General features: G+C 60.6%; 16 protein-coding genes. 7 read left to right on the top strand and 9 right to left on the bottom strand.

Features of this window, described 5'->3' with window-relative positions:
* Positions 1-4: 4 nt before the first annotated feature.
* Positions 5-1,366 carry a cache domain-containing protein gene (locus CHH27_RS16560; RefSeq protein WP_094072565.1) on the bottom strand — a complete coding sequence of 454 codons (1,362 nt, stop codon included), beginning with the start codon at positions 1,364-1,366 and terminating at the stop codon, positions 5-7.
* Positions 1,367-1,554: 188 nt separating this feature from the next.
* Here CHH27_RS16560 and CHH27_RS16555 point away from each other — a divergent pair, with 188 nt between their 5' ends.
* The 4 genes from CHH27_RS16555 (at position 1,555) to CHH27_RS16540 (ending at position 7,705) form a co-directional block, all read left to right on the top strand.
* Positions 1,555-2,655: a TRAP transporter substrate-binding protein gene (locus tag CHH27_RS16555; RefSeq protein ID WP_094072564.1), complete on the top strand. Its 1,101-nt coding sequence runs from the start codon at positions 1,555-1,557 to the stop codon at positions 2,653-2,655.
* Between the two features lie 75 nt (positions 2,656-2,730).
* On the top strand, positions 2,731-3,765 hold the full coding sequence (locus CHH27_RS16550; RefSeq protein WP_094072563.1) for a TRAP transporter small permease subunit: 1,035 nt from the start codon (positions 2,731-2,733) through the stop codon (positions 3,763-3,765).
* 21 nt (positions 3,766-3,786) lie between these two features.
* The gene (locus CHH27_RS16545) at positions 3,787-6,453 is read left to right on the top strand and encodes a TRAP transporter large permease subunit (RefSeq protein ID WP_094072562.1); all 2,667 of its coding nucleotides are present in this window, start codon (positions 3,787-3,789) and stop codon (positions 6,451-6,453) included.
* 301 nt (positions 6,454-6,754) lie between these two features.
* A complete protein-coding gene (locus CHH27_RS16540) occupies positions 6,755-7,705 on the top strand; it encodes an asparaginase (RefSeq protein ID WP_094072561.1) in 951 nt (316 codons plus the stop codon).
* A gap of 80 nt (positions 7,706-7,785) precedes the next feature.
* Here CHH27_RS16540 and CHH27_RS16535 read toward each other — a convergent pair whose 3' ends face one another.
* The 3 genes from CHH27_RS16535 to CHH27_RS16525 all read right to left on the bottom strand — a co-directional run bounded on the left by CHH27_RS16535 (position 7,786) and on the right by CHH27_RS16525 (position 10,882).
* Positions 7,786-8,511, bottom strand: coding sequence for a response regulator transcription factor (locus CHH27_RS16535; protein WP_094072560.1), 726 nt, complete (start codon positions 8,509-8,511; stop codon positions 7,786-7,788).
* A 9-nt stretch (positions 8,512-8,520) separates the two neighbouring features.
* On the bottom strand, positions 8,521-10,488 hold the full coding sequence (locus CHH27_RS16530) for a PAS-domain containing protein (protein WP_094072559.1): 1,968 nt from the start codon (positions 10,486-10,488) through the stop codon (positions 8,521-8,523).
* Between the two features lie 91 nt (positions 10,489-10,579).
* Positions 10,580-10,882, bottom strand: a complete 303-nt coding sequence (locus tag CHH27_RS16525) for a hypothetical protein (RefSeq protein ID WP_157738962.1) — start codon at positions 10,880-10,882, stop codon at positions 10,580-10,582.
* A 115-nt stretch (positions 10,883-10,997) separates the two neighbouring features.
* On the opposite strand from CHH27_RS16525, the gene CHH27_RS16520 reads away from it, so the two are divergent.
* A complete protein-coding gene (locus CHH27_RS16520; protein ID WP_094072557.1) occupies positions 10,998-12,050 on the top strand; it encodes a LacI family DNA-binding transcriptional regulator in 1,053 nt (350 codons plus the stop codon).
* A gap of 53 nt (positions 12,051-12,103) precedes the next feature.
* Here CHH27_RS16520 and CHH27_RS16515 read toward each other — a convergent pair whose 3' ends face one another.
* Entirely contained in the window at positions 12,104-12,418 is a 315-nt protein-coding gene (locus tag CHH27_RS16515) for a DUF1272 domain-containing protein (RefSeq protein ID WP_094072556.1), read from the bottom strand.
* A gap of 67 nt (positions 12,419-12,485) precedes the next feature.
* Here CHH27_RS16515 and CHH27_RS16510 point away from each other — a divergent pair, with 67 nt between their 5' ends.
* Positions 12,486-13,490 carry a GlxA family transcriptional regulator gene (locus CHH27_RS16510; protein WP_198338237.1) on the top strand — a complete coding sequence of 335 codons (1,005 nt, stop codon included), beginning with the start codon at positions 12,486-12,488 and terminating at the stop codon, positions 13,488-13,490.
* A gap of 16 nt (positions 13,491-13,506) precedes the next feature.
* On the opposite strand, the gene CHH27_RS16505 is transcribed toward CHH27_RS16510, so the two are convergent.
* From CHH27_RS16505 to CHH27_RS16495, 3 genes are all read right to left on the bottom strand, one after another.
* Positions 13,507-14,274 carry an ABC transporter permease gene (locus tag CHH27_RS16505; RefSeq protein ID WP_094072554.1) on the bottom strand — a complete coding sequence of 256 codons (768 nt, stop codon included), beginning with the start codon at positions 14,272-14,274 and terminating at the stop codon, positions 13,507-13,509.
* The gene (locus CHH27_RS16500; protein WP_094072553.1) at positions 14,271-15,068 is read right to left on the bottom strand and encodes an ABC transporter ATP-binding protein; all 798 of its coding nucleotides are present in this window, start codon (positions 15,066-15,068) and stop codon (positions 14,271-14,273) included. The genes CHH27_RS16505 and CHH27_RS16500 overlap by 4 nt, the downstream gene beginning before the upstream one ends.
* Before the next feature lie 67 nt (positions 15,069-15,135).
* The gene (locus tag CHH27_RS16495; RefSeq protein ID WP_094074813.1) at positions 15,136-16,146 is read right to left on the bottom strand and encodes an ABC transporter substrate-binding protein; all 1,011 of its coding nucleotides are present in this window, start codon (positions 16,144-16,146) and stop codon (positions 15,136-15,138) included.
* Between the two features lie 510 nt (positions 16,147-16,656).
* Between CHH27_RS16495 and CHH27_RS16490 the strand changes: the two genes are divergently transcribed.
* Positions 16,657-17,205 (top strand): hypothetical protein, encoded by a 549-nt coding sequence (locus CHH27_RS16490; RefSeq protein ID WP_157738961.1) that lies wholly within the window; start codon positions 16,657-16,659, stop codon positions 17,203-17,205.
* Between the two features lie 60 nt (positions 17,206-17,265).
* Here the strand turns inward: CHH27_RS16490 and CHH27_RS16485 are convergent, their stop codons facing one another.
* On the bottom strand, positions 17,266-17,658 hold the full coding sequence (locus CHH27_RS16485; RefSeq protein ID WP_157738960.1) for a VOC family protein: 393 nt from the start codon (positions 17,656-17,658) through the stop codon (positions 17,266-17,268).
* Positions 17,659-17,683 lie beyond the last annotated feature (25 nt).

Below are 17,683 nucleotides of genomic sequence, written 5' to 3'. Positions count from 1 at the left end.
TGCATCATGCCGCTTTTGCGGCTGCGTTGTCGAGCGGCATCTGAACCTTGATCCTGGTGCCGCCCGATGAGCGGCGGCTGAGGGTCAGTTTGCCGCCATAGGTCTCGATACGTTCGCGCATGTTGCGGAAACCGAGGCCGCCGGATTTCGGCAGCGGGCGTGGCAGGCCGACACCATTGTCCTCCACGAACAGAATGAGGGTCTGCAGGCCGACTTTCAGGCTGATATTGACTTCGTTGGCCTGGGCATGACGGGCGACATTGGTCATGCATTCCTGCACCACGCGGTAGAGCGCCGTCTTGGCGCCTTCCGACAGGCGGCTGTGGCACTGCTCGGCGGTGACATTGACGGTGATGCCGGACTGGTTCTGGAACTCCTTCCCGAGACTGCCAAGGGCTGCAGCCAGGCCCATGTCATCCAGCACACTGGGTCTGAGATCGCGCGAAATCCGCCTGACCTCCGCAATGGTGCCGTCGAGCGTTTTCAGACACTTGGCCGCCTGGGCCTGCAGGTCCGGCTCGCGATTGGCCTCGCTGTGGATCAGTTCGACACCGTACCGGACCGAAACCAGCAGCTGCGAGATGCTGTCATGCAGTTCGGTCGACACGCGCTTGCGTTCCTGTTCCTGGACCTGGAAGATCCGGTTGGTCAGCTCTTTCAGCTTGCTGTCGGCAAACCGCTGTTCGGAAAAACGCACTCCGGCAATCAGCGAGCCGGCGATGATGATCGCCGCCAGCGTGATCATGAAGATCACGAACAGGGTCTGGCGGATGGACCGGGCGAAATCCACGCGGATGGCACTGACTTCCCGTGTGATGTCGTCCGTATAGAGACCGGTGCCGAGCATCCAGTCCCATTTGTCGAGCAGGATCGCATAGCCGAGCTTTTCTTCCACCGAACCGGTTGACGGCTTGTGCCAGACATACTGGTGGAAGCCGCCGCCATCCTTGGCCGCGGCGATCAGGTTGCGGATGACGTAGTCGCCCTTGTCGTCCTGCAGGTCCCACCAGTTGCCGCCAACCAGATGCGGCAGTTTCGGATGCACCACATTGGTGCCGTCCAGCTGGTAGACGAAGAAATAGCCGTCATAGTCGAAGGTCAGGTTCTGGAGGATCTCCTTGACCTCCTGCTGGGCGGCCGCACGGCCGTTCGGTTCCTCCCGGTAGATCTGCTCGATCGAAGTCAGGGCAAGGCTGACATAGTTCCGGATCTCCTGGCGCTTGGAGGCCAGGATGCGCTCCTCCACGGACCTGGTTTCGGCGGCGATCAGTTCCCGGGACTGATAGTATGTGACGCCACCGATCAGCATCGATACCGCGATCAGCGGCAGAATGGTGATGAGCAGCAATTTGGTCTTGAACGTCACCTATTTCGCCCTCTTGTTGCGCAAATGCCCGTTTCGCCGGTGTTCTGTTGCTTCAATCTCAGTAGTACTACCGAGAAGATGCGCAGAACCACGAATAGCATCCGCACCGGTCCGTCAACTAGACATACGCGGAGATCGGTGCAAGTGTGTACCCGGTCCGAAATCGGGTCCGATTAGGGAGGAAACTAATGGATCGTCGTTCGTTTATCAAAAAGGCCGGCCTTGGCGCTGGTGGTATTGCTGCAGGCTCCGCTCTGGCCGCTCCGGCTATTGCACAGGGCACCACCGACATGGTGATCGTGTCCACCTGGCCGCGGGACTTCCCGGGTCTGGGTATTCCGGCACAGCGTCTTGCCGCCCGTATCGCCGAGCTGACCGAAGGCCGTATCAACGTTCAGTATTTCGCCGCCGGCGAGCGCGTTGGTGCCTTTGACTCCTTCGACGAAGTTGCTTCTGGTAACGCGCAGGCCTACATCGCCGCCGACTACTACTGGAAGGGCAAGCACCCGGGCTGGGCAGCATTCACCGCCGTGCCGTTCGGTCTGACCGTCACGGAAATGGATGCCTGGATCAAGTTCGGTGGCGGCCAGGAGCTGTGGGACGAACTCGCAGGCGGCTTTGGCCTTAAGAACTTTGCCTGTGGCAACACCGGCGTCCAGATGGGCGGCTGGTTCAACAAGGAAATCGAAACCGCCGATGACCTCAAAGGTCTGAAGATGCGTATTCCGGGTCAGGGCGGCGACGTTCTGGCGAAACTGGGCGCGTCTCCGGTCTCCCTGCCGGGTGGCCAGATCTATGAAAACCTCGTCTCCGGCGCGATCGACGCAACCGAGTGGGTTGGTCCGTTCAACGACTACTTCATGAAGTTCTACGAAGCGGCCAAGTACTACTACTACCCGGGCATGCACGAGCCGGGCGCCATGCTGGCCATGGGCTGCAACAAGGCATGGTTCGACGGTCTGTCCAAGACCGACCAGGCCATCATCGCAGCGGCCTGTGCGGAAGAAAACGCCAACACCATGGCGGAAACCAACGCCAACAACGGTGTCTACCTGAAGCGTCTGATCGACGAGCACGGCGTTGAGCTGAAAGAGTTCAACGACGAAATCTACGACGCTTTCGGTGAAGCAGCTCAGGAAGTTCTCGAAGAGGCCATGGACCATTCTCCGGAAGCCAAGAAGATCTTCGAAAGCTTCGTCAATGCGCGCCAGGAAATCGGCAGCTGGATGGCAATCTCCGACGTTGCCTATTCCAACAAGCGGAACCGCGTTCTGGGCATTCCGTCCTAAGCACGGCTTGGGGGATAAAGGGACGGGAGCAATCCCGTCCCTCTTTGCATTGACAAGATAAAAGGCATAGCCACGATGACGGCCTTGGACCCTGTTCAAGACGGCTCGCCTGCCATGAATTCCGGTGACGCTCATGCTCCCGGTAGCGCCCGCATCTTCCGCCTCTTCGGCTGGACCGTGCTCGCGATCATGACGGCGTTTCTGATCAACAACTACCTGACATATTGGCAGAACCTGCCCGGCGTGCAGCCCATCTACGGCGGCGTGGCGAACGGGTCGATGTCAATCATCTGGTCCTGGTTTCAGCTGGCCATCTATGCAGGCCTGATCCTGTGGGGCTTCGCTTATGTGATGCGGTCCGACAGAACCCTCCGCGAGGACAGCGCCCGCATCAGCAACATCAATGCCTTTCTGATACGCGCTGCCTTCTTCGCGGTCCTGATCGTCGGACTGGTGGATGCCGCGATCTCCTTTCTGCGGGTCGAGGGCTTCCTGGCGAATGTCGTCGGCGAGCAACTGGCCGAGGATCTCGGCAAGTCCAGGTTCCGCGGGGCCTACGTGCACATGCCGCTGATCGGCCTGTCTGTCGTTATCGCCGCCTTCACGCGCACGCTCGGCTTTACCTGGCTGGCGCTGCTGGTCGTGATCGCCGAGCTGATGATCGTGATCGGCCGTTTCGTCTTTTCCTATGAACAGGCCTTCCTGGCGGATCTCGTCCGCTTCTGGTACGCGGCCCTGTTCCTGTTCGCCAGTGCCTACACCTTGCTGGAAGAAGGCCATGTGCGCGTCGACGTCTTTTACGCCGGCATGTCGACCAAGACCAAGGGCTACGTGAATGCCTTCGGCTCGGTCGTGCTCGGCATGACGCTCTGCACGGTCATTCTCTTCATCGGTATGGGCGGCAAGCAGAACATCATCAACAGCCCGATCCTGACCTATGAGGTCACGCAGGCCGGCTTCGGTCTTTACGTGAAGTATCTCATGGCCGGGTTCCTGGGCGTGTTCGCCGTGACCATGCTGATCCAGTTCGTGTCCTATTTCATGGATGCCATCGCCGACATTCGCGGCGAACCGGGCGGCCGGGACCATAGCAGCAGCGCAGCACACTAGAGCCGGGCGAGACCAACAGACATGGAACTTTTCTTCCTTCTTCTACTTGTGGTGCTGATGGCCTTTGCGCTTGGCTCCGGTTTTCCGGTCGCCTTTGCTCTGCCGGGCTCTGCAATCCTCACCATCGGCATCGCCGCGGGCACCGGCTATCTCTTCGCCGGAGACACGGATGCCTTCTTCTCCCACGGCGGGCCCGGGCAGTGGCTGAGCGCCGGCGTTACCAACTTCCGAGGGATCTACTGGGAGGCGGAGCGAGATACGCTGATCGCCATTCCGCTCTTCGTCTTCATGGGCATCATGCTGCAGCGGTCCAAGATCGCCGAGGATCTGCTGGTGACCATGGCACGCCTGTTCGGTCCGGTGCCGGGTGGTCTGGGTATCTCTGTCGTGTTCGTGGGCGCGCTTCTGGCAGCGACCACCGGCATTGTCGGCGCGACCGTTGTGGCCATGGGCCTGATCTCGCTGCCGGCCATGCTGCGCAACAATTACTCCGTGCCGCTGGCAACGGGAACGATCGCAGCGTCGGGCACGCTCGGCCAGATCATCCCGCCGTCCATCGTCCTGATCATTCTGGCTGACCAGCTGGCCAGCGCGGTCGACCAGGCCGGTTCTCTCAGGACAACGCTCTACAAGGCCAATACCGGCGAATTGTCGATGCCGTCCGATTTTGCCGTCGTCTCGACAAGCGCCGGCGAAATGTTCCTGGGCGCCTTCCTGCCGGGTCTTGTCCTGGTTGGCCTCTACATGCTGTTCATTCTCGGCTTTGCGCTCTTGAACCCGAAAGCGGCCCCGGCCGTTCATGAAGAAGGCACATTCACCCGCCAGTTTGCCGTCAAGGTGTTCATCACCCTGGTGCCGCCGCTGGCGCTGATCTTCCTGGTGCTCGGCTCGATCATCGCCGGTGTTGCCACCGTCAACCAGGCCGGCGCCATCGGTGCCGTTGGTGCCATGGTGATGGCCGGTTACCGTTTGAGGGAAGGCAAGCGGGGCGCCTATTCCCCCGCGATCATCGCCATTCTGGCATTGCTGGGTCTTGCCGTCGTCATCAGTTTCTTTGGCGCGGTCAACATCAAGCTGATCCAGACAAGCGATGACCTGGTCGCGCTGATCCTGGCGCTGATTGCCGTATCGCTCCTGCTGATCGCAATCTTCTGGTCCGGGTGGCGCACACTGCAACTGGAAAACACCCTGCGCGGGGTCATGGTGGAAACCGCCAAGACAACCGCCCTGGTGTTCATCATCCTGCTTGGCGCGGCCATGCTGACATCGGCCTTCCGTGCGTTTGGCGGCGAAGAGCTGGTCAAGAACTTCCTTCAGGGCCTGCCGGGCGGGTTCTGGGCCCAGTTCCTGATCGTCATGCTGGTGATCTTCATTCTCGGCTTCTTCCTCGACTTCATCGAGATCGCGGTGGTTGTCGTGCCGATCGTGGCGCCGATCCTGCTGGCCGACCCGTCGGCCAACGTCACGGCCGTCTGGCTCGGCGTGATGATCGGCCTGAACATCCAGACCTCGTTCCTGACACCGCCCTTCGGTTTCGCGCTGTTCTATCTGCGCGGGGTTGCGCCGGCCGTGGTCAAGACGCTGGACATGTACAAGGGTGTGATTGCGTTCATCTGCCTGCAGCTTGTGGCACTCGGCATTGTGGGGCTTTATCCGCAATTGGTGAACTACCTGCCGAACCGCTCGTCGCTTCTGTCGGAAACGGCACCGCCGCCGAAGAACCCGCGCCTGCAATACTGCATGGAACGCCTCATCTACGAGGACTTCCAGGCCAATGGCGACAGCATTCTGGCCGCGATCCAGAAGGCCGAGGCCATCGACATGAGCTATCTGCCGGAAGACCTGCAGAAGGACATGGCCGAAGGCTTTGAAAAGGCGCGCGATGCCATCCCGCAGATGCAGGCGATTGCCGAAGCGGAAGCAGCCGTGGAAGCCGCCTCCGGGGACTACCGTCCTGAACACGTGACGGTCCGTGCGCTGGAACGCGATGCGCGCCGCGTGGATGAGCGCATCGCCGAGTATCAGGTCATCGTGGATCGCTCCGGTCCGAATGCCGTCTACACGCCGGAACAGGGTGAGCGAGCCAAGGAGCGGATTGCTGCGCTTGAGGCAGACCGCGACGCAATCCTGGGCGAAATCCCGGCGACCTGGGAAGACACCTACAACGCCTTCTCGAAGATCCAGAAGGCGGAGACCAAGGCGCGTCAAACCTACCGCCGGACAGTCGATCAGGCCTACGAGCCGGTCCTCGAACTGAAGGCGATCCTTGGGGATGCGGACACGGTTGCCGCCTTCAAGCCGGAGCTCGAAGCCTTGAAGGCGGAAGTGGCCCAGCTTGAACCGGAAGCCGCTGTCGAAGCCATTGCCGCGATGCGCTCGAAAGTGGGCGCGGCGGAAGGAACGAGCGACATTCGCAAGGGTCTGACGGAAGCGCGCAAGATCATGCGCAGCCGTGAGCCCAATGCGGAGGCCGCCATTGCCGAGATCGACAAGTCGATCGCCGCACTGGATGCCGATCTCGCCTGGCGTCAGAAGGGCGCCAAAGAGATCCTGCCGCAACTGGCTGCCTATGACGCCGCGGTGATCAACAATATCGGCATCCGCGCTCAGGAGCGTCTGCCGAACGACATGGCTCTGGACGTTGCTGCCTGTCTGTCGGATCACCGGGATATTTCCCTGAGCTTCTAAGGCAAACCAAACAAGTCAAAGAGAGGCGGGAGGCATGTTCCTCCCGCCTTTTTGTTTGGGCTGTTGTCTTTCAGGGCGATGGTGTCCGGTAGGGGGCGGGAAACACTTGCGCGGTGCTTCCCGCGCCTCGTTGGTATCGTGGTCGGGACCTGAAGCACCCTCCACAGCATATCGGAGACGATCTGCCGGAACTGGCAGCCAGGCTGTTTCCGGGGATGGCGAGGGGGCGGCAAATCCGGTATGACGCCCGCAAACCGGACGCAGGCGCCCGTCAGGTGCTGTCTCGGTCGTGGGAGGAAACATGCGCATTCTACTGGTTCATACCGGCGGCACCATCGGCATGGCGCAAACCGGGGCCGGCTTTGCGCCGCGCCGCGGCGTTGTCGAAGACGCTGTCGTGGCATTGCAAGCCGAGGGCAAGCTGCCCGAGGAGATCGCACTTGAGGTTCTGGAACCGCTGATCGACAGCGCGAATGCCACGCCGGAGGACTGGAACCGTATCGCCCGTGTTATTCATGCGCACCAGCACGCCTTCGAGGGTGTCGTGGTGACCCACGGTACGGACACGCTTGCCTATACGTCCGCGGCGCTCTGCTTTGCATTGGAGGGTCTTCGCATTCCGGTGGTCCTGACCGGGGCCATGCTGCCGCTGACCGTGGATGGCAACGACGGGGTGCGCAATCTCATCGAGGCCTTCCAGCTGGTGCAGGCGACGGCAGCGGGTGTCTGGGTGCAGTTTGCCGGCAAGAAGCTGCATGGTGGCCGTGTCCGCAAATCCCATTCGCGCGCATTTGACGGGTTCAGCGCCGATCCCAGCGACATTCCACCTCTTCAGCGCGCCGGGGAACCGAACCTTCATTGTGTCGGCACGCCTGCCATCGGCATCATCGCGATGGCGCCCGGCATGCCGGCGTCGCTGCTCCAGCATGCGGCCGAAACCTGCGACGGCCTGGTGCTGCGCTGCTTCGGCTCGGGCACAGCACCGGACACGCAGGGACTGAGGGTTGCTCTTGAAATTGCCCAATCGCGTCGGATTCCGGTTGTCGGCGTCAGCCAGTGTCCCGAGGGCGGCATGGCGCTCGGGACCTATGCGGCGGCGCAAATATTGCTGGACCATGATGTTGTCGACGGCCGCGACATGACGGTCGAAGCGGCCTATGCCAAGCTTGCCTATACGCTTGCCTTCGCATCTGATCCGGCGGGTCGCAGGCAACGGCTGGAAGCCTGCCTCTGCGGCGAATTCACACCCTGAAACGGCGCTGATCCAGCCCTCTTGTGTTGGCGACCGAGGGGTCCCGGAAATGTTCGGTTAGAAGCTTAGGCGGGGCAGCATCAAGACGACCAGTCGACGTCCGTGGCAAACATGTAACCGGATCCGTAAATGGTGCGGATGACTTCTGCCTCGCCCTTGCGGGTCAGTTTCTTGCGCAGGCGTGACACGCGCACATCGATGGATCGGTCGAGGCTTTCGTCCCGGCCGCCATGTTCGAGCAGATAGTCGCGCGTGAGCACGCGTTTCGGAGCGCGGAGCAACGCCTCCAGCAGGGTAGCTTCGCCGGTCGAAAGAAAGGTCTCTTCACCCTCGGGCGATGTCAGACCGTGAGAGGTCGGCTGATAGGTCCACCCCTCGAAACGGGCCACTTCCAGTTTCGCTGTGGCCGGTGCCTGTTCCGCGGAACGGCGCAGAATGGACCGGATCCGGGCAACGACCTCTCTCGGGTCGAAGGGCTTGACCACATAGTCGTCGGCGCCAAGTTCGAGACCCATGACCCGGTCGGTCGCGTGGCCACGTGCGGAAAGCACGATGATCGGCACCGACGAGCGCCGGCGGATCTCGTTGATCAATGCCATGCCTTCCATGTCCGGCAGACCCAGGTCGATGATACAGGCATCGGGCGTCTCGAGGTCGAGGGCAGACAGGACCTCCCGCGCCGTTGAGAAATTCCGGCCATCCATCTCGAATTGCTGCATGGCCTCGGTCAGCAGGTTGCCGATTTCCGGCTCGTCGTCGACGATGAAAACCTGGCGCCTGCCGGCCGATGCGGAGCGTGTCTGCAAGGCTGTTTCCTATCCCTTGGAATTCAATGAGAGAATCTGCTGAACGGCGTCTGCGAGTTGAGCATCTGCGAAGGGTTTCGCCAAGACCGGAAATTCACACGTCTGGCCCTGCCCGGCAAGGCTTGACCAGTCGGCATATCCGGACATCAGCGCGATGCCGAGATCCGAACGCTCGCGCCGGATCTCCCTGGCAAGAGCGAGGCCGTTGACCTGGCCCGGCATGATGATGTCGCTCAACACGCCCTTCAGTTCCGGAAGGTCCAGGGCCAGTGTCCGGGCATCATCCGCGCTCTCCGCAAGCAGCACACTGTAGCCGAGGTTTTGAAGTTGATCGGTCACGGCCGCGGCAACATCCGGATCATCCTCCACCAGGAGCAGAAGCTCTCCCTGGCCGCGCTTGAGCGATCGGGCCTTGCTCTTGTCGCGGGCCTGGTCCTCTGGGTCCTGCAGGCGAACGAGCGGCAGATAGAGCGTCATGAAGGTTCCGACACCGAGCGCGCTGCTGATCTGAATGGCGCCGCCCGACTGGCGGATGAAACCATAGACCATGGACAGGCCAAGGCCGCTCCCTGTGCCAAAGCTCTTGGTCGTGAAAAACGGTTCAAAGACCTTGAGCTGGGTATCTGCATCCATGCCGCCGCCCGTATCTTCAACGGCAATCCGCGCATAGGGGCCGGCTGCGATGCCGAGATCTTTTGCTTCTTGCGTCTCCAGCACGGTCTCGTCCAGCGAGATCGTGAGCTGGCCGCCGTCGGGCATGGCATCGCGCGCATTGAACGCAAGGTTGATCAGGGCCGTTTCCATCTGGGTCGGATCGATGCAGGCTGCGACCTGCCGGTCGTCCGCATGGATGTTCAAGGTGATCGAGGAGGGCAGCGACCCTTCAAGAAGGCGGCTGGTGCCGGCAATGACATCCGCGAGCGGGACGGTTTGCGGATCAATCGCCTTGCCCCGGCTGAACGCCAGAAGGCGCTGGATCAGTTCCGAACCGCGCTTGGTGGCATCCAGCATCGGCGACAGTTTCTTGTCGAGGGCCTCCTTGTCGACAGGTTCCTCCAGTCGCCCAAGGCTGAGCAGGTTGCCCATCAGGATCGCCAGGAGATTGTTGAAATCGTGGGCGAGACCACCGGTCAGTTTGCCGACCGCGTCCATGCGCTGCGACTGCACCAGGGCCGCTTCAGCCTGTTTCTGGTCGGTGGCGTCGAGCGACAGCACGAAAATGCCGAGGGTGCGACCGTCCTGGGTCATGTCGGGGATCAGCGTGGAGCGCATGTAGGCGAGGGTGCCGTCAGGACGACTGCGCTGGTATTCATAACTGACCGCGTTGCCCTCAAAGGCCTTTTCGATATGCGGCGCAATCTCCGCAAACAGATCGTCGCCAACAACATCGGGCGCCCGCTTGCCGGCGATGGAGGCAACGGACTGGCCGAACCAGTCTGCATATCGCCGGTTGGCGAAGCGGAAGACCGGGCCGGGTGACAGATAGGCGATCAGGGCGGGAATGTTGTCGGTGACCAGGCGCAGCCAGTCTTCCGACTGCTGAAGCGCACGCGTGCGTTCCTCGACGGTCTGCTCCAGCTTTTCCTGCCGCCGACGTTCCTCGGTGACGTCCGAATAGATGGTCACGAATCCGCCCTGCGGCAGCGGGGTGCCCGAGACGGCAATGATCTGGCCGTTCGGACGCACGCGTTCGAAATAGTGCGGTTCGAAGAGCCTGGCGCGCTCGATCCGGCGGGCGATCTTGCCTTCGATGTCGCCTTCGCCGTATTCGCCACGCTCCGCGTTGACGCGAATAAAGGCTTCCAGATGGGAGCCGCGCCTGACGATCTCCTCCGGCATGTCGAGCATGTCGTAAAGGCCACGGTTCCAGGCGACCAGACGCAGATCGCTGTCAAACACGGTGAAGCCCTGATTGATGTGATCGAGCGCTGCCTGAAGCAGGTCGATCTGTGCCTTGAGCTGGTCTGTTTCCTCCATGCGCGGGAGAGTAAATCAAATTGCCCGGAGACTGAACTGCTCTCGTTTAGTCCGAATGGAGGAGGCGTGTGGGCGTAAGGGCTTGCTGCGATCAACCCAGCGATGCGGCAATCTCCCTCCAGATGTCTTGCGGATCTTGTGTGGCCGGGGTCCGGCCGGCCCGACGGAACCAGTAGGCTGCGTTGCCGTGGTCTGCCTCGATGAGATGGCAGAGGCCGTGGATCCAGTCGTATGCCGGTTCGCCTTCAGCGGTCTGGCAGATCTCATGCGCTTCATGCCACTCGGGACCAAGTCGAAATCCGCCTTTCTTCAGCCACCAGAGTGCCTTCATGGGTGGCGGCAAATCTTCCCGGGGGGCGCTGGCTGACAGGTCGAGGTCAAAAGTCCCGGCCATGGGTCTCTCCGTTTCCGTCGTCGTGCCGATTGTGGCTGCTTCTGCCAAATGTGCTAAAGAACGTGGCTAAGACATTAGACCGTATTCTCAGACTTTTGCGGCAAACCTGACCAGAATGAGCAATTCGAGCCCAAAAAAAACAAATCCAACGGTCCAGGATGTCGCTCGTGCAGCCAAGGTCTCCACTGCGACGGTCAGCCGGGCCCTGTCCATGCCCGATCGTGTGTCGGAAGAAACCCGCAACAAGGTTGCCCGTGCGGTCGAGGAAACCGGCTATGTGCTCAATCACGCGGCCCGCAATCTGCGCCGCCGGGACACAGGCGCGATCGTTGCCCTCGTCCCCGATATCGGCAATTCGCACTTCTCCAATATCCTGCAAGGGATCGAGACCGTCTGCGCCGACCGCAATCTCAAGGTTCTGATCGCAGATACGCGCAAGCCGTCAATGGCACGCTCAAATCTCAACGAGTTCTTTAGCCAGAACAATTGCGACGGCATTGTCATCATGGACGGGCATTTTTCGATTGCCGGCATTCGGGCCGCCAATCCAAAACTGCCACCAATCGTTACGGCGGGCGAATGGAGTGATGACCCGACTGTGCCCATTGCCGTCGTCAACAATCTGCTTGGAGCGGATCTTGCCGTGTCGCATCTGCTGGCACTTGGCCACAAGACCATCGGACATGTCACCGGGCTGTTGTCGCACAAGCCCGGACGCGACCGACTGGAAGGTTTCAGGGCAACGCTCTCAGGTGCCGGACTGGAGGCTGAAAAGGCCTGGGTCTTTGAAGGTGACTACACTCTGGAATCGGGCAGCCAGGCGGCGGAAGGCTGGCTTGCCCTGAAGGACAGGCCAACGGCTGTTTTCTGTGCCAGTGATCGCGCCGCCTTCGGTTTCATTTCGACGTTGAGTGAAGCCGGTTTCAGCGTGCCGGAAGACGTGTCGGTGGTCGGTTTCGACGATATCGATATTGCAGGCCACTTCGTGCCGCCTCTGACGACGATCCACCAGCCGCGCCGCGCGGTCGGGGAACAGGCGGCACAGCTGCTGTTGAACCTTTTGCAGGGTGGGCAGCCAAAAACGGCGAGTGTTCAACTGGAGCCCTGGCTTGTGGTGCGCAGGAGCACGGCAGCGCCGGGAAACCTTGCGAGTGAAGGCACCTGCTAAGGTCCTGGCTCTGGAAAATCGGCTGAAGAGCTGCAGCGCGACACAAGATTCGCTCATCGTTTGTCCGGTTGTACATCCTTCAGCTGGCTGGCGAATTCCTCGATGTTTTCGCGGGTGTAGGGCGTGTGATAGCGCTTTTCACCGGCAGGATTGTTGCAAAGGCCCAGCTTGCGGTCGGGCCGCCAGGCGGATTGGGGCCGTATTGGCCTCGGTACGAAGTTGCCACCGCATTTCGGGCAGACATCCTTGAGAACCGTGTCGACGCAATCCGCACAATAGGTGCATTCGTAGCTGCAGATTCGGGCTTCTGAGGAATGCGGCGGCAGATCGCAGTCGCATAATTCGCAGTTGGGGCGCAGCTCGAGCATGGCTCTCTCCTTCAAGTCAGGTCCTGGGCCATTGTTGTCTCGCAAGCGCTCTGTCATAAATGCCATCATGCCCACCTTTTCTGCCAATATTGGTCAACACAGACGCCGGGTCGCCTTTGTCCTGTTCGATCGGACGAAGCTGATTGATGTGATCGGACCGTTGCAGGTGTTCAACGATGCCCGCTTTCCGGATGAAAACGGGCTGCCTGGCTGCAAGGCCTACGAGATTGACCTGCTGTCGGAGCGTGGCGGTCCCGTTGTCACCGATGCCGGGATCTCGCTTGATACGGGAACGTTCAAGACCTGCGCAAGCGATCCCCCGGACACGCTTCTGGTTTCCGGCGGCAACAGTGCGCTGGAGGCTGCAAAGTCGGACGGTTTGCAGATCTTTCTGTCCGAGATGTCTGGCCGCGTCCGGCGCATCGGGTCTATTTGTCTTGGTGCCTTTATTCTTGCGACAGGCGGGCACCTGAATGGCAAACGGGCGACCACCCATTGGATGGCGTGTTCCGATCTGCAGCGCCGGTATCCGGACATAAAGCTCAACGAAAACTCCATCTTTGAAAAAGACGGCAAGGTCTGGACATCAGCCGGCGTGACCGCTGGCATCGATATGGCGCTTGCCATGGTCGAGGAGGATCTGGGCCGGGCCGAAGCCTTGCGGCTGGCGCAGTCTCTGGTGCTCTATGTGCGCCGGACGGGTGGCCAGCAGCAGTTCAGTTCCGCGCTTGCAAGGCAAATGGAATGCAGCGGCGATGTTTTTGATGCCCTGGTCACGGACATCATGGCGGATCTGGCGGCCGATCTGTCCGTTCCGCGGCTGGCCGAGAAGGTGCATATGAGTGAACGGAATTTCGCCCGCAAGTTTTCAAAAGTCATGGGCATGAGCCCGGCCCGATTTGTTGAAGATTTGCGCGTGGAGGCGGCCTGCGAAGCCATGCAACGTGGTGAAGCCCGGTTGGCGGAGTTGCCGCACCTGTTCGGGTTCGGAAACGCGGAACGGATGCGGCGGGCCTTTCAGCGGAAGAAGGGAGTTGCGCCGCAGGACTACCTGCAGCGCTTTGGCTGTTAGAGAAATCAGCCTGGGACTAGTGCGGCGCCCGTTCCGCCCAGCCCGCGAAGATCTTCTCCAGTCCGACAACGATGTAATAGAGAACGATGCCGAGCAGGGCGAGCGCGATCAGGACCGCGAACATGAGCGGGTAATCCGAATTGGTTTTGCCGCTGTCGAAGAGGGCGCCGAGGCCGCGACCATGCGGGCTGACGATCTCCATCAGGTTGGTGCCGATAAAGGCAAGTGTTACCGAGACCTTCAGGGCTCCGAAGAATTCCGGCAGGGTCTTGGGCAGCGCAATTTTCCAGAAGATCGTTGTCTGTGACGCCCCCAGCGATCTGAGGATATCCCGGTATTCCGGTTCAAGGGTCGACAGGCCGATCGAGACCGAGACGGCGATCGGGAAAAACGAGATCATGAAGGCGATCAGGATGGTGTTGAAGTCATGGGCGCCGACAAACATCAGTGCCACGATTGGCACCACCGTTGCCTTGGGGATGGCGTTGAAGCCGACCAGGAGCGGGTAAAGCGCATCGCGCATGGTGCGTGAAAAGCCCATGAGCATGCCAAAGGCCGTGCCGACGATCACGGCCAGAAGCAGGCCAACCACCGTGCGCCAGAGCGTTTGCCAGCCCATCACCAGGAACAGCTCCCAGTAGCGGGTGTAGGCAGGCCAGAGATCGCTGGGCGAGGCCATCTTGTAGTTGGGCCAGCCGTTCAGCCAGACGAGAGCTTCCCAGAGCATCAAGAAGACAAGCATGGCCACAAGCGGCACGATCACATTGCGGAAGCGTCCGGTCATGCTGCTGGCTCCTCTTCCGGCGCGCGGCCCTGCGCAATCTCGATCTGGTGCCTCAGGATCGCCAGCCGTTCCGCTGCCTCCGCCGTATAAAGTTCTTCCAGAGTGGCGCGCTCGGAACGGGGAATGGTCATGACATATTGCGTGTGCGCCGGCCGGCCGGACAACACGACCACCTGGTCACCCAGAAAAATGGATTCGCGCAGGTCGTGGGTGATCAGCACGCCGGTGAAGGGTTCTTTTTCCTTCAGGTCATGCATGGTCTGCCAGAGGTCTTCTCGTGTGAAGGCATCGAGAGCTCCGAAAGGTTCGTCGAGGATCAGCACTTCGGGCTGATGAACCAGCGCCCGGCAGAGCGACGCTCGCTGGCGCATGCCGCCGGAGAGTTCCGATGGCCGCTTGTCTTCAAAGCCTTCAAGGCCGACGAGAGACAGGAGATGCCGTGCCCGGTCGACGGCCGCCTTTCCCTTCAGGCCGTTCGGCACAATCTCCAGGGGCAGCATCACGTTTTTCAGGATCGTGCGCCATTCCAGAAGCACGGGGTTCTGAAAGGCCATGCCGACGGTGGACCGCGGACCGCGTACCCGTTCACCGTGAAGCCAGACTTCGCCTTCGTCGGGTTTCATCAGTCCGGCGATCAGCCGGGTCAAGGTCGATTTTCCGCAGCCGGACGGGCCGACCACGGCGCAGAAACCGCCTTCCTCTACGGAAACATTCAGCCCGTCCAGAACGGGCAAGGGTCCGGCCGCTGTCGCATAGGCGTGGCGGACGTCCTTGATTTCAATCAGTGCTGTCATTGGATCCTTGGATCGACCGGGAGGGAAGCGGGGGCGCTCAGGCCTCCGCCCCGAACTTGTTTCAAACTCACTTCAGAGAGAAACCGCCTTCAGGCAGGTAGGCGTCGGTGAAATAGAGGCTGGCATCCGGCGCGTTCTGGAAGTCGTAGACCGTGCCGATCTGCTTGATGGCGTTGGCCATGCGGTCCGCATCAATGCCGCCCATGCCGTTGGCGCTGGTGTAGTCGGTGACGACATTGGCGTCGATTGCCAGCTGAAGCCGGCGTTGCTCGAGCGCCGCGTCGGCGGCGGGGTTGCGCTTCACAAGCGACGGGATGACGGCTTCCGGATCGGCGATCGCGTCTTTCCAGCCCATGGCAACCGCTTCCAGGAAGCCCTTGACCACATCCGGGTTTGCTTCGGCAAACTCGGTGTTCACGATCACCGCATTGCCATAAAGGTCCAGGCCGTGGTCGGCCATCAGGATGGTGGAGATATCTTCTTCCGGAACACCAAGGCGCACCAGGTTCAGATAGGAACTGAAGGAGAAACCGGTGATCGACGACACGTTGCCTTCGGCCAGCATCGGTTCACGGGTCGGAAAGCCGACCGGCTCGACCTTGATGTCGTCCATGTTGATGCCGTTCTCGGCGGCAAAGATCGGAAACTGCGCCCAGGCTCCGTCCGGTGGCGGGGCACCCAGAACCTTGCCGGCCAGATCGCCCGGACCTTCGACACCCAGGGACTTGCGGCCGATCACGGCAAAGGGTGGCTTGTCATAGACCATCATGGCGGCAATGACGGGCGCGCCCGGATTCTGGTCGATGAACTTGATCAGGCTGTTGATGTCCGCGAAACCGATCGGAAACGCACCGGTTGCGACCTTCGGGATCGCATCGAGCGATCCGGAGCCTGCCGTGATTTCGACATTCAGGCCCTTGTCTGCGAAGTGACCATTGTCGATGGCGGCAAAATAGGGGGCAGACGGTCCTTCGAATTTCCAATCGAGGGCAAAGGGAACATCTGTCGTGTCGCTTGCCACCGCCGCGGTCGTTCCAAGCGCCACGAGCGCGGCTGCGACGATCTTGCTGTAGAGCATCAACCTCTCCTGTATTTTCGTCAGCGCAGCCTCAACGCTGCGCCCGTCCTGCAATGCACAAGCATGACACGTTAGTGAGGGAAGATTTGTTTTGCAAACTTTTTCGGCAAGTGCATTTTTTGAGCAAAATGCACGATGTCGTGTCTCTCCCTGATCCAAATCCGGCATTGCCGAACAGCACAAAATTACCGGTGATTTTATCCATCTGATCCGGGTAAGGATTGGCTAAGTTTAATTTACGTTAAGTAAGATAGTCCCATATTGCCAAGAATTATCGGGGGATTCGTCTTTTTCGAATGCCGCTCAGAGTGGCCGGCGGTCAGAGGGGTGGAGGGCCAAAGGGGCCTCCATGTGTCAGGCGCATTTGTGGTGAGGCAGCGGGCAATGCCAGGTTTGAGAGGATGTTCGACGACATTGTGCCGGCTGCGCCATGCCGCTGCTCTCCTGCTTTTTCTGTTTGCTGTCGGGCTCGGGAAGGGATTTGCGTCCGAGGAGCAAGAAGGGGCCGCTTTGACGTCCCTCAGGACGCTGCTCGACCCGCAGCCAATTGCCAGGCACTGGAATGTCATGGTTTTTGGTGGCCGACTCAGTTCCGAGCCGATGGATCAGGTTCTTCTTTTCAGCGGTGACTATGAAGACACCGGTTTCATCGGTGCTGCGGCCGGTTATGAGTTCTACCGCAATTCCCTGTTTTCCTTCGAGGCGGAAGCCGGTGCCGGTGCAATGTTCGGCGACAGCAACGGTCCGCAGGTCTGGGGCGCGCTCTATGCCCGCTGGCACAACTTTCCCTGGAACGAGACGATCAGGACCAGCGTCGCCGTCAGCACCGGCCTGAACTACACCATCAAACGCATGGACTATGAAGCCCGCAGCGCCGCGCCCGATCCCAACCGGAAGCTGCTCCACTACTTCTCGCCGGAAGTTACCTTCGCCTTGCCCAGTCATCCGGATACCGAACTGGTCTTCCGCATGCATCACCGGTCCAGCGTCTACGGCCTGTTCGACTGCCGTCGCTGTGGATCAGATACGCCGACCCTGGGCGTCCGGCACCGCTTCTAGCCCGAATGCGCAAGTGATAGACACCGTATGTCCATCCAAGACTGACGAGCCGGCTGCCGGTTATTCTCCTGGCTTGGTCTGATCCAGTCTCCAGGGTGGAAACCTGCGATCGGGTCCTGCGTGAAACAGGCAGAGCCTGTTGCCTGACGGGTCGCTGAAACGGGCCTCCTTCCAGCGCCACCTTTCTTCCGTTGGCGGGATCTCAAACGCGATGCCCTGTTCAACCAGCTGCCGGTAGTGCAGATCGACATCGTCGACCTCGAAGTACAAGACGGCGCCCGGCGTAACCGGGTTTTCGGCCTTGTGAAGGGAAAGCGTCGTGGAGCCGGAGGGAAGTTCAAACCGGGCATATCGGCCTTCGCTCAGAACAATCAGATGCAGTCCGAGCCGCTGGTAGAAATCCACCGACGCTTCAAAGTCGGCAGCTTCCAACGTGACCTGGTTCAAATCCATTTCCATCTCCAAATTTCGACAAATC

Source organism: Labrenzia sp. VG12 (assembly GCF_002237595.1).
Taxonomy (GTDB): Bacteria; Pseudomonadota; Alphaproteobacteria; order Rhizobiales; family Stappiaceae; genus Roseibium.
This window is presented reverse-complemented; position numbering and strand designations above follow the sequence as displayed.

Coding starts and splice junctions, on each gene's coding strand:
- CHH27_RS16555 (WP_094072564.1), top strand. CDS start 1,555: ATGGATCGTCGTTCGTTTATCAAAAAGGCCGGCCTTGGCGCTGGTGGT.
- CHH27_RS16550 (WP_094072563.1), top strand. CDS start 2,731: ATGACGGCCTTGGACCCTGTTCAAGACGGCTCGCCTGCCATGAATTCC.
- CHH27_RS16545 (WP_094072562.1), top strand. CDS start 3,787: ATGGAACTTTTCTTCCTTCTTCTACTTGTGGTGCTGATGGCCTTTGCG.
- CHH27_RS16540 (WP_094072561.1), top strand. CDS start 6,755: ATGCGCATTCTACTGGTTCATACCGGCGGCACCATCGGCATGGCGCAA.
- CHH27_RS16530 (WP_094072559.1), bottom strand. CDS start 10,488: ATGGAGGAAACAGACCAGCTCAAGGCACAGATCGACCTGCTTCAGGCA.
- CHH27_RS16525 (WP_157738962.1), bottom strand. CDS start 10,882: ATGGCCGGGACTTTTGACCTCGACCTGTCAGCCAGCGCCCCCCGGGAA.
- CHH27_RS16520 (WP_094072557.1), top strand. CDS start 10,998: ATGAGCAATTCGAGCCCAAAAAAAACAAATCCAACGGTCCAGGATGTC.
- CHH27_RS16515 (WP_094072556.1), bottom strand. CDS start 12,418: ATGCTCGAGCTGCGCCCCAACTGCGAATTATGCGACTGCGATCTGCCG.
- CHH27_RS16510 (WP_198338237.1), top strand. CDS start 12,486: ATGCCCACCTTTTCTGCCAATATTGGTCAACACAGACGCCGGGTCGCC.
- CHH27_RS16505 (WP_094072554.1), bottom strand. CDS start 14,274: ATGACCGGACGCTTCCGCAATGTGATCGTGCCGCTTGTGGCCATGCTT.
- CHH27_RS16500 (WP_094072553.1), bottom strand. CDS start 15,068: ATGACAGCACTGATTGAAATCAAGGACGTCCGCCACGCCTATGCGACA.
- CHH27_RS16495 (WP_094074813.1), bottom strand. CDS start 16,146: ATGCTCTACAGCAAGATCGTCGCAGCCGCGCTCGTGGCGCTTGGAACG.
- CHH27_RS16485 (WP_157738960.1), bottom strand. CDS start 17,658: ATGGATTTGAACCAGGTCACGTTGGAAGCTGCCGACTTTGAAGCGTCG.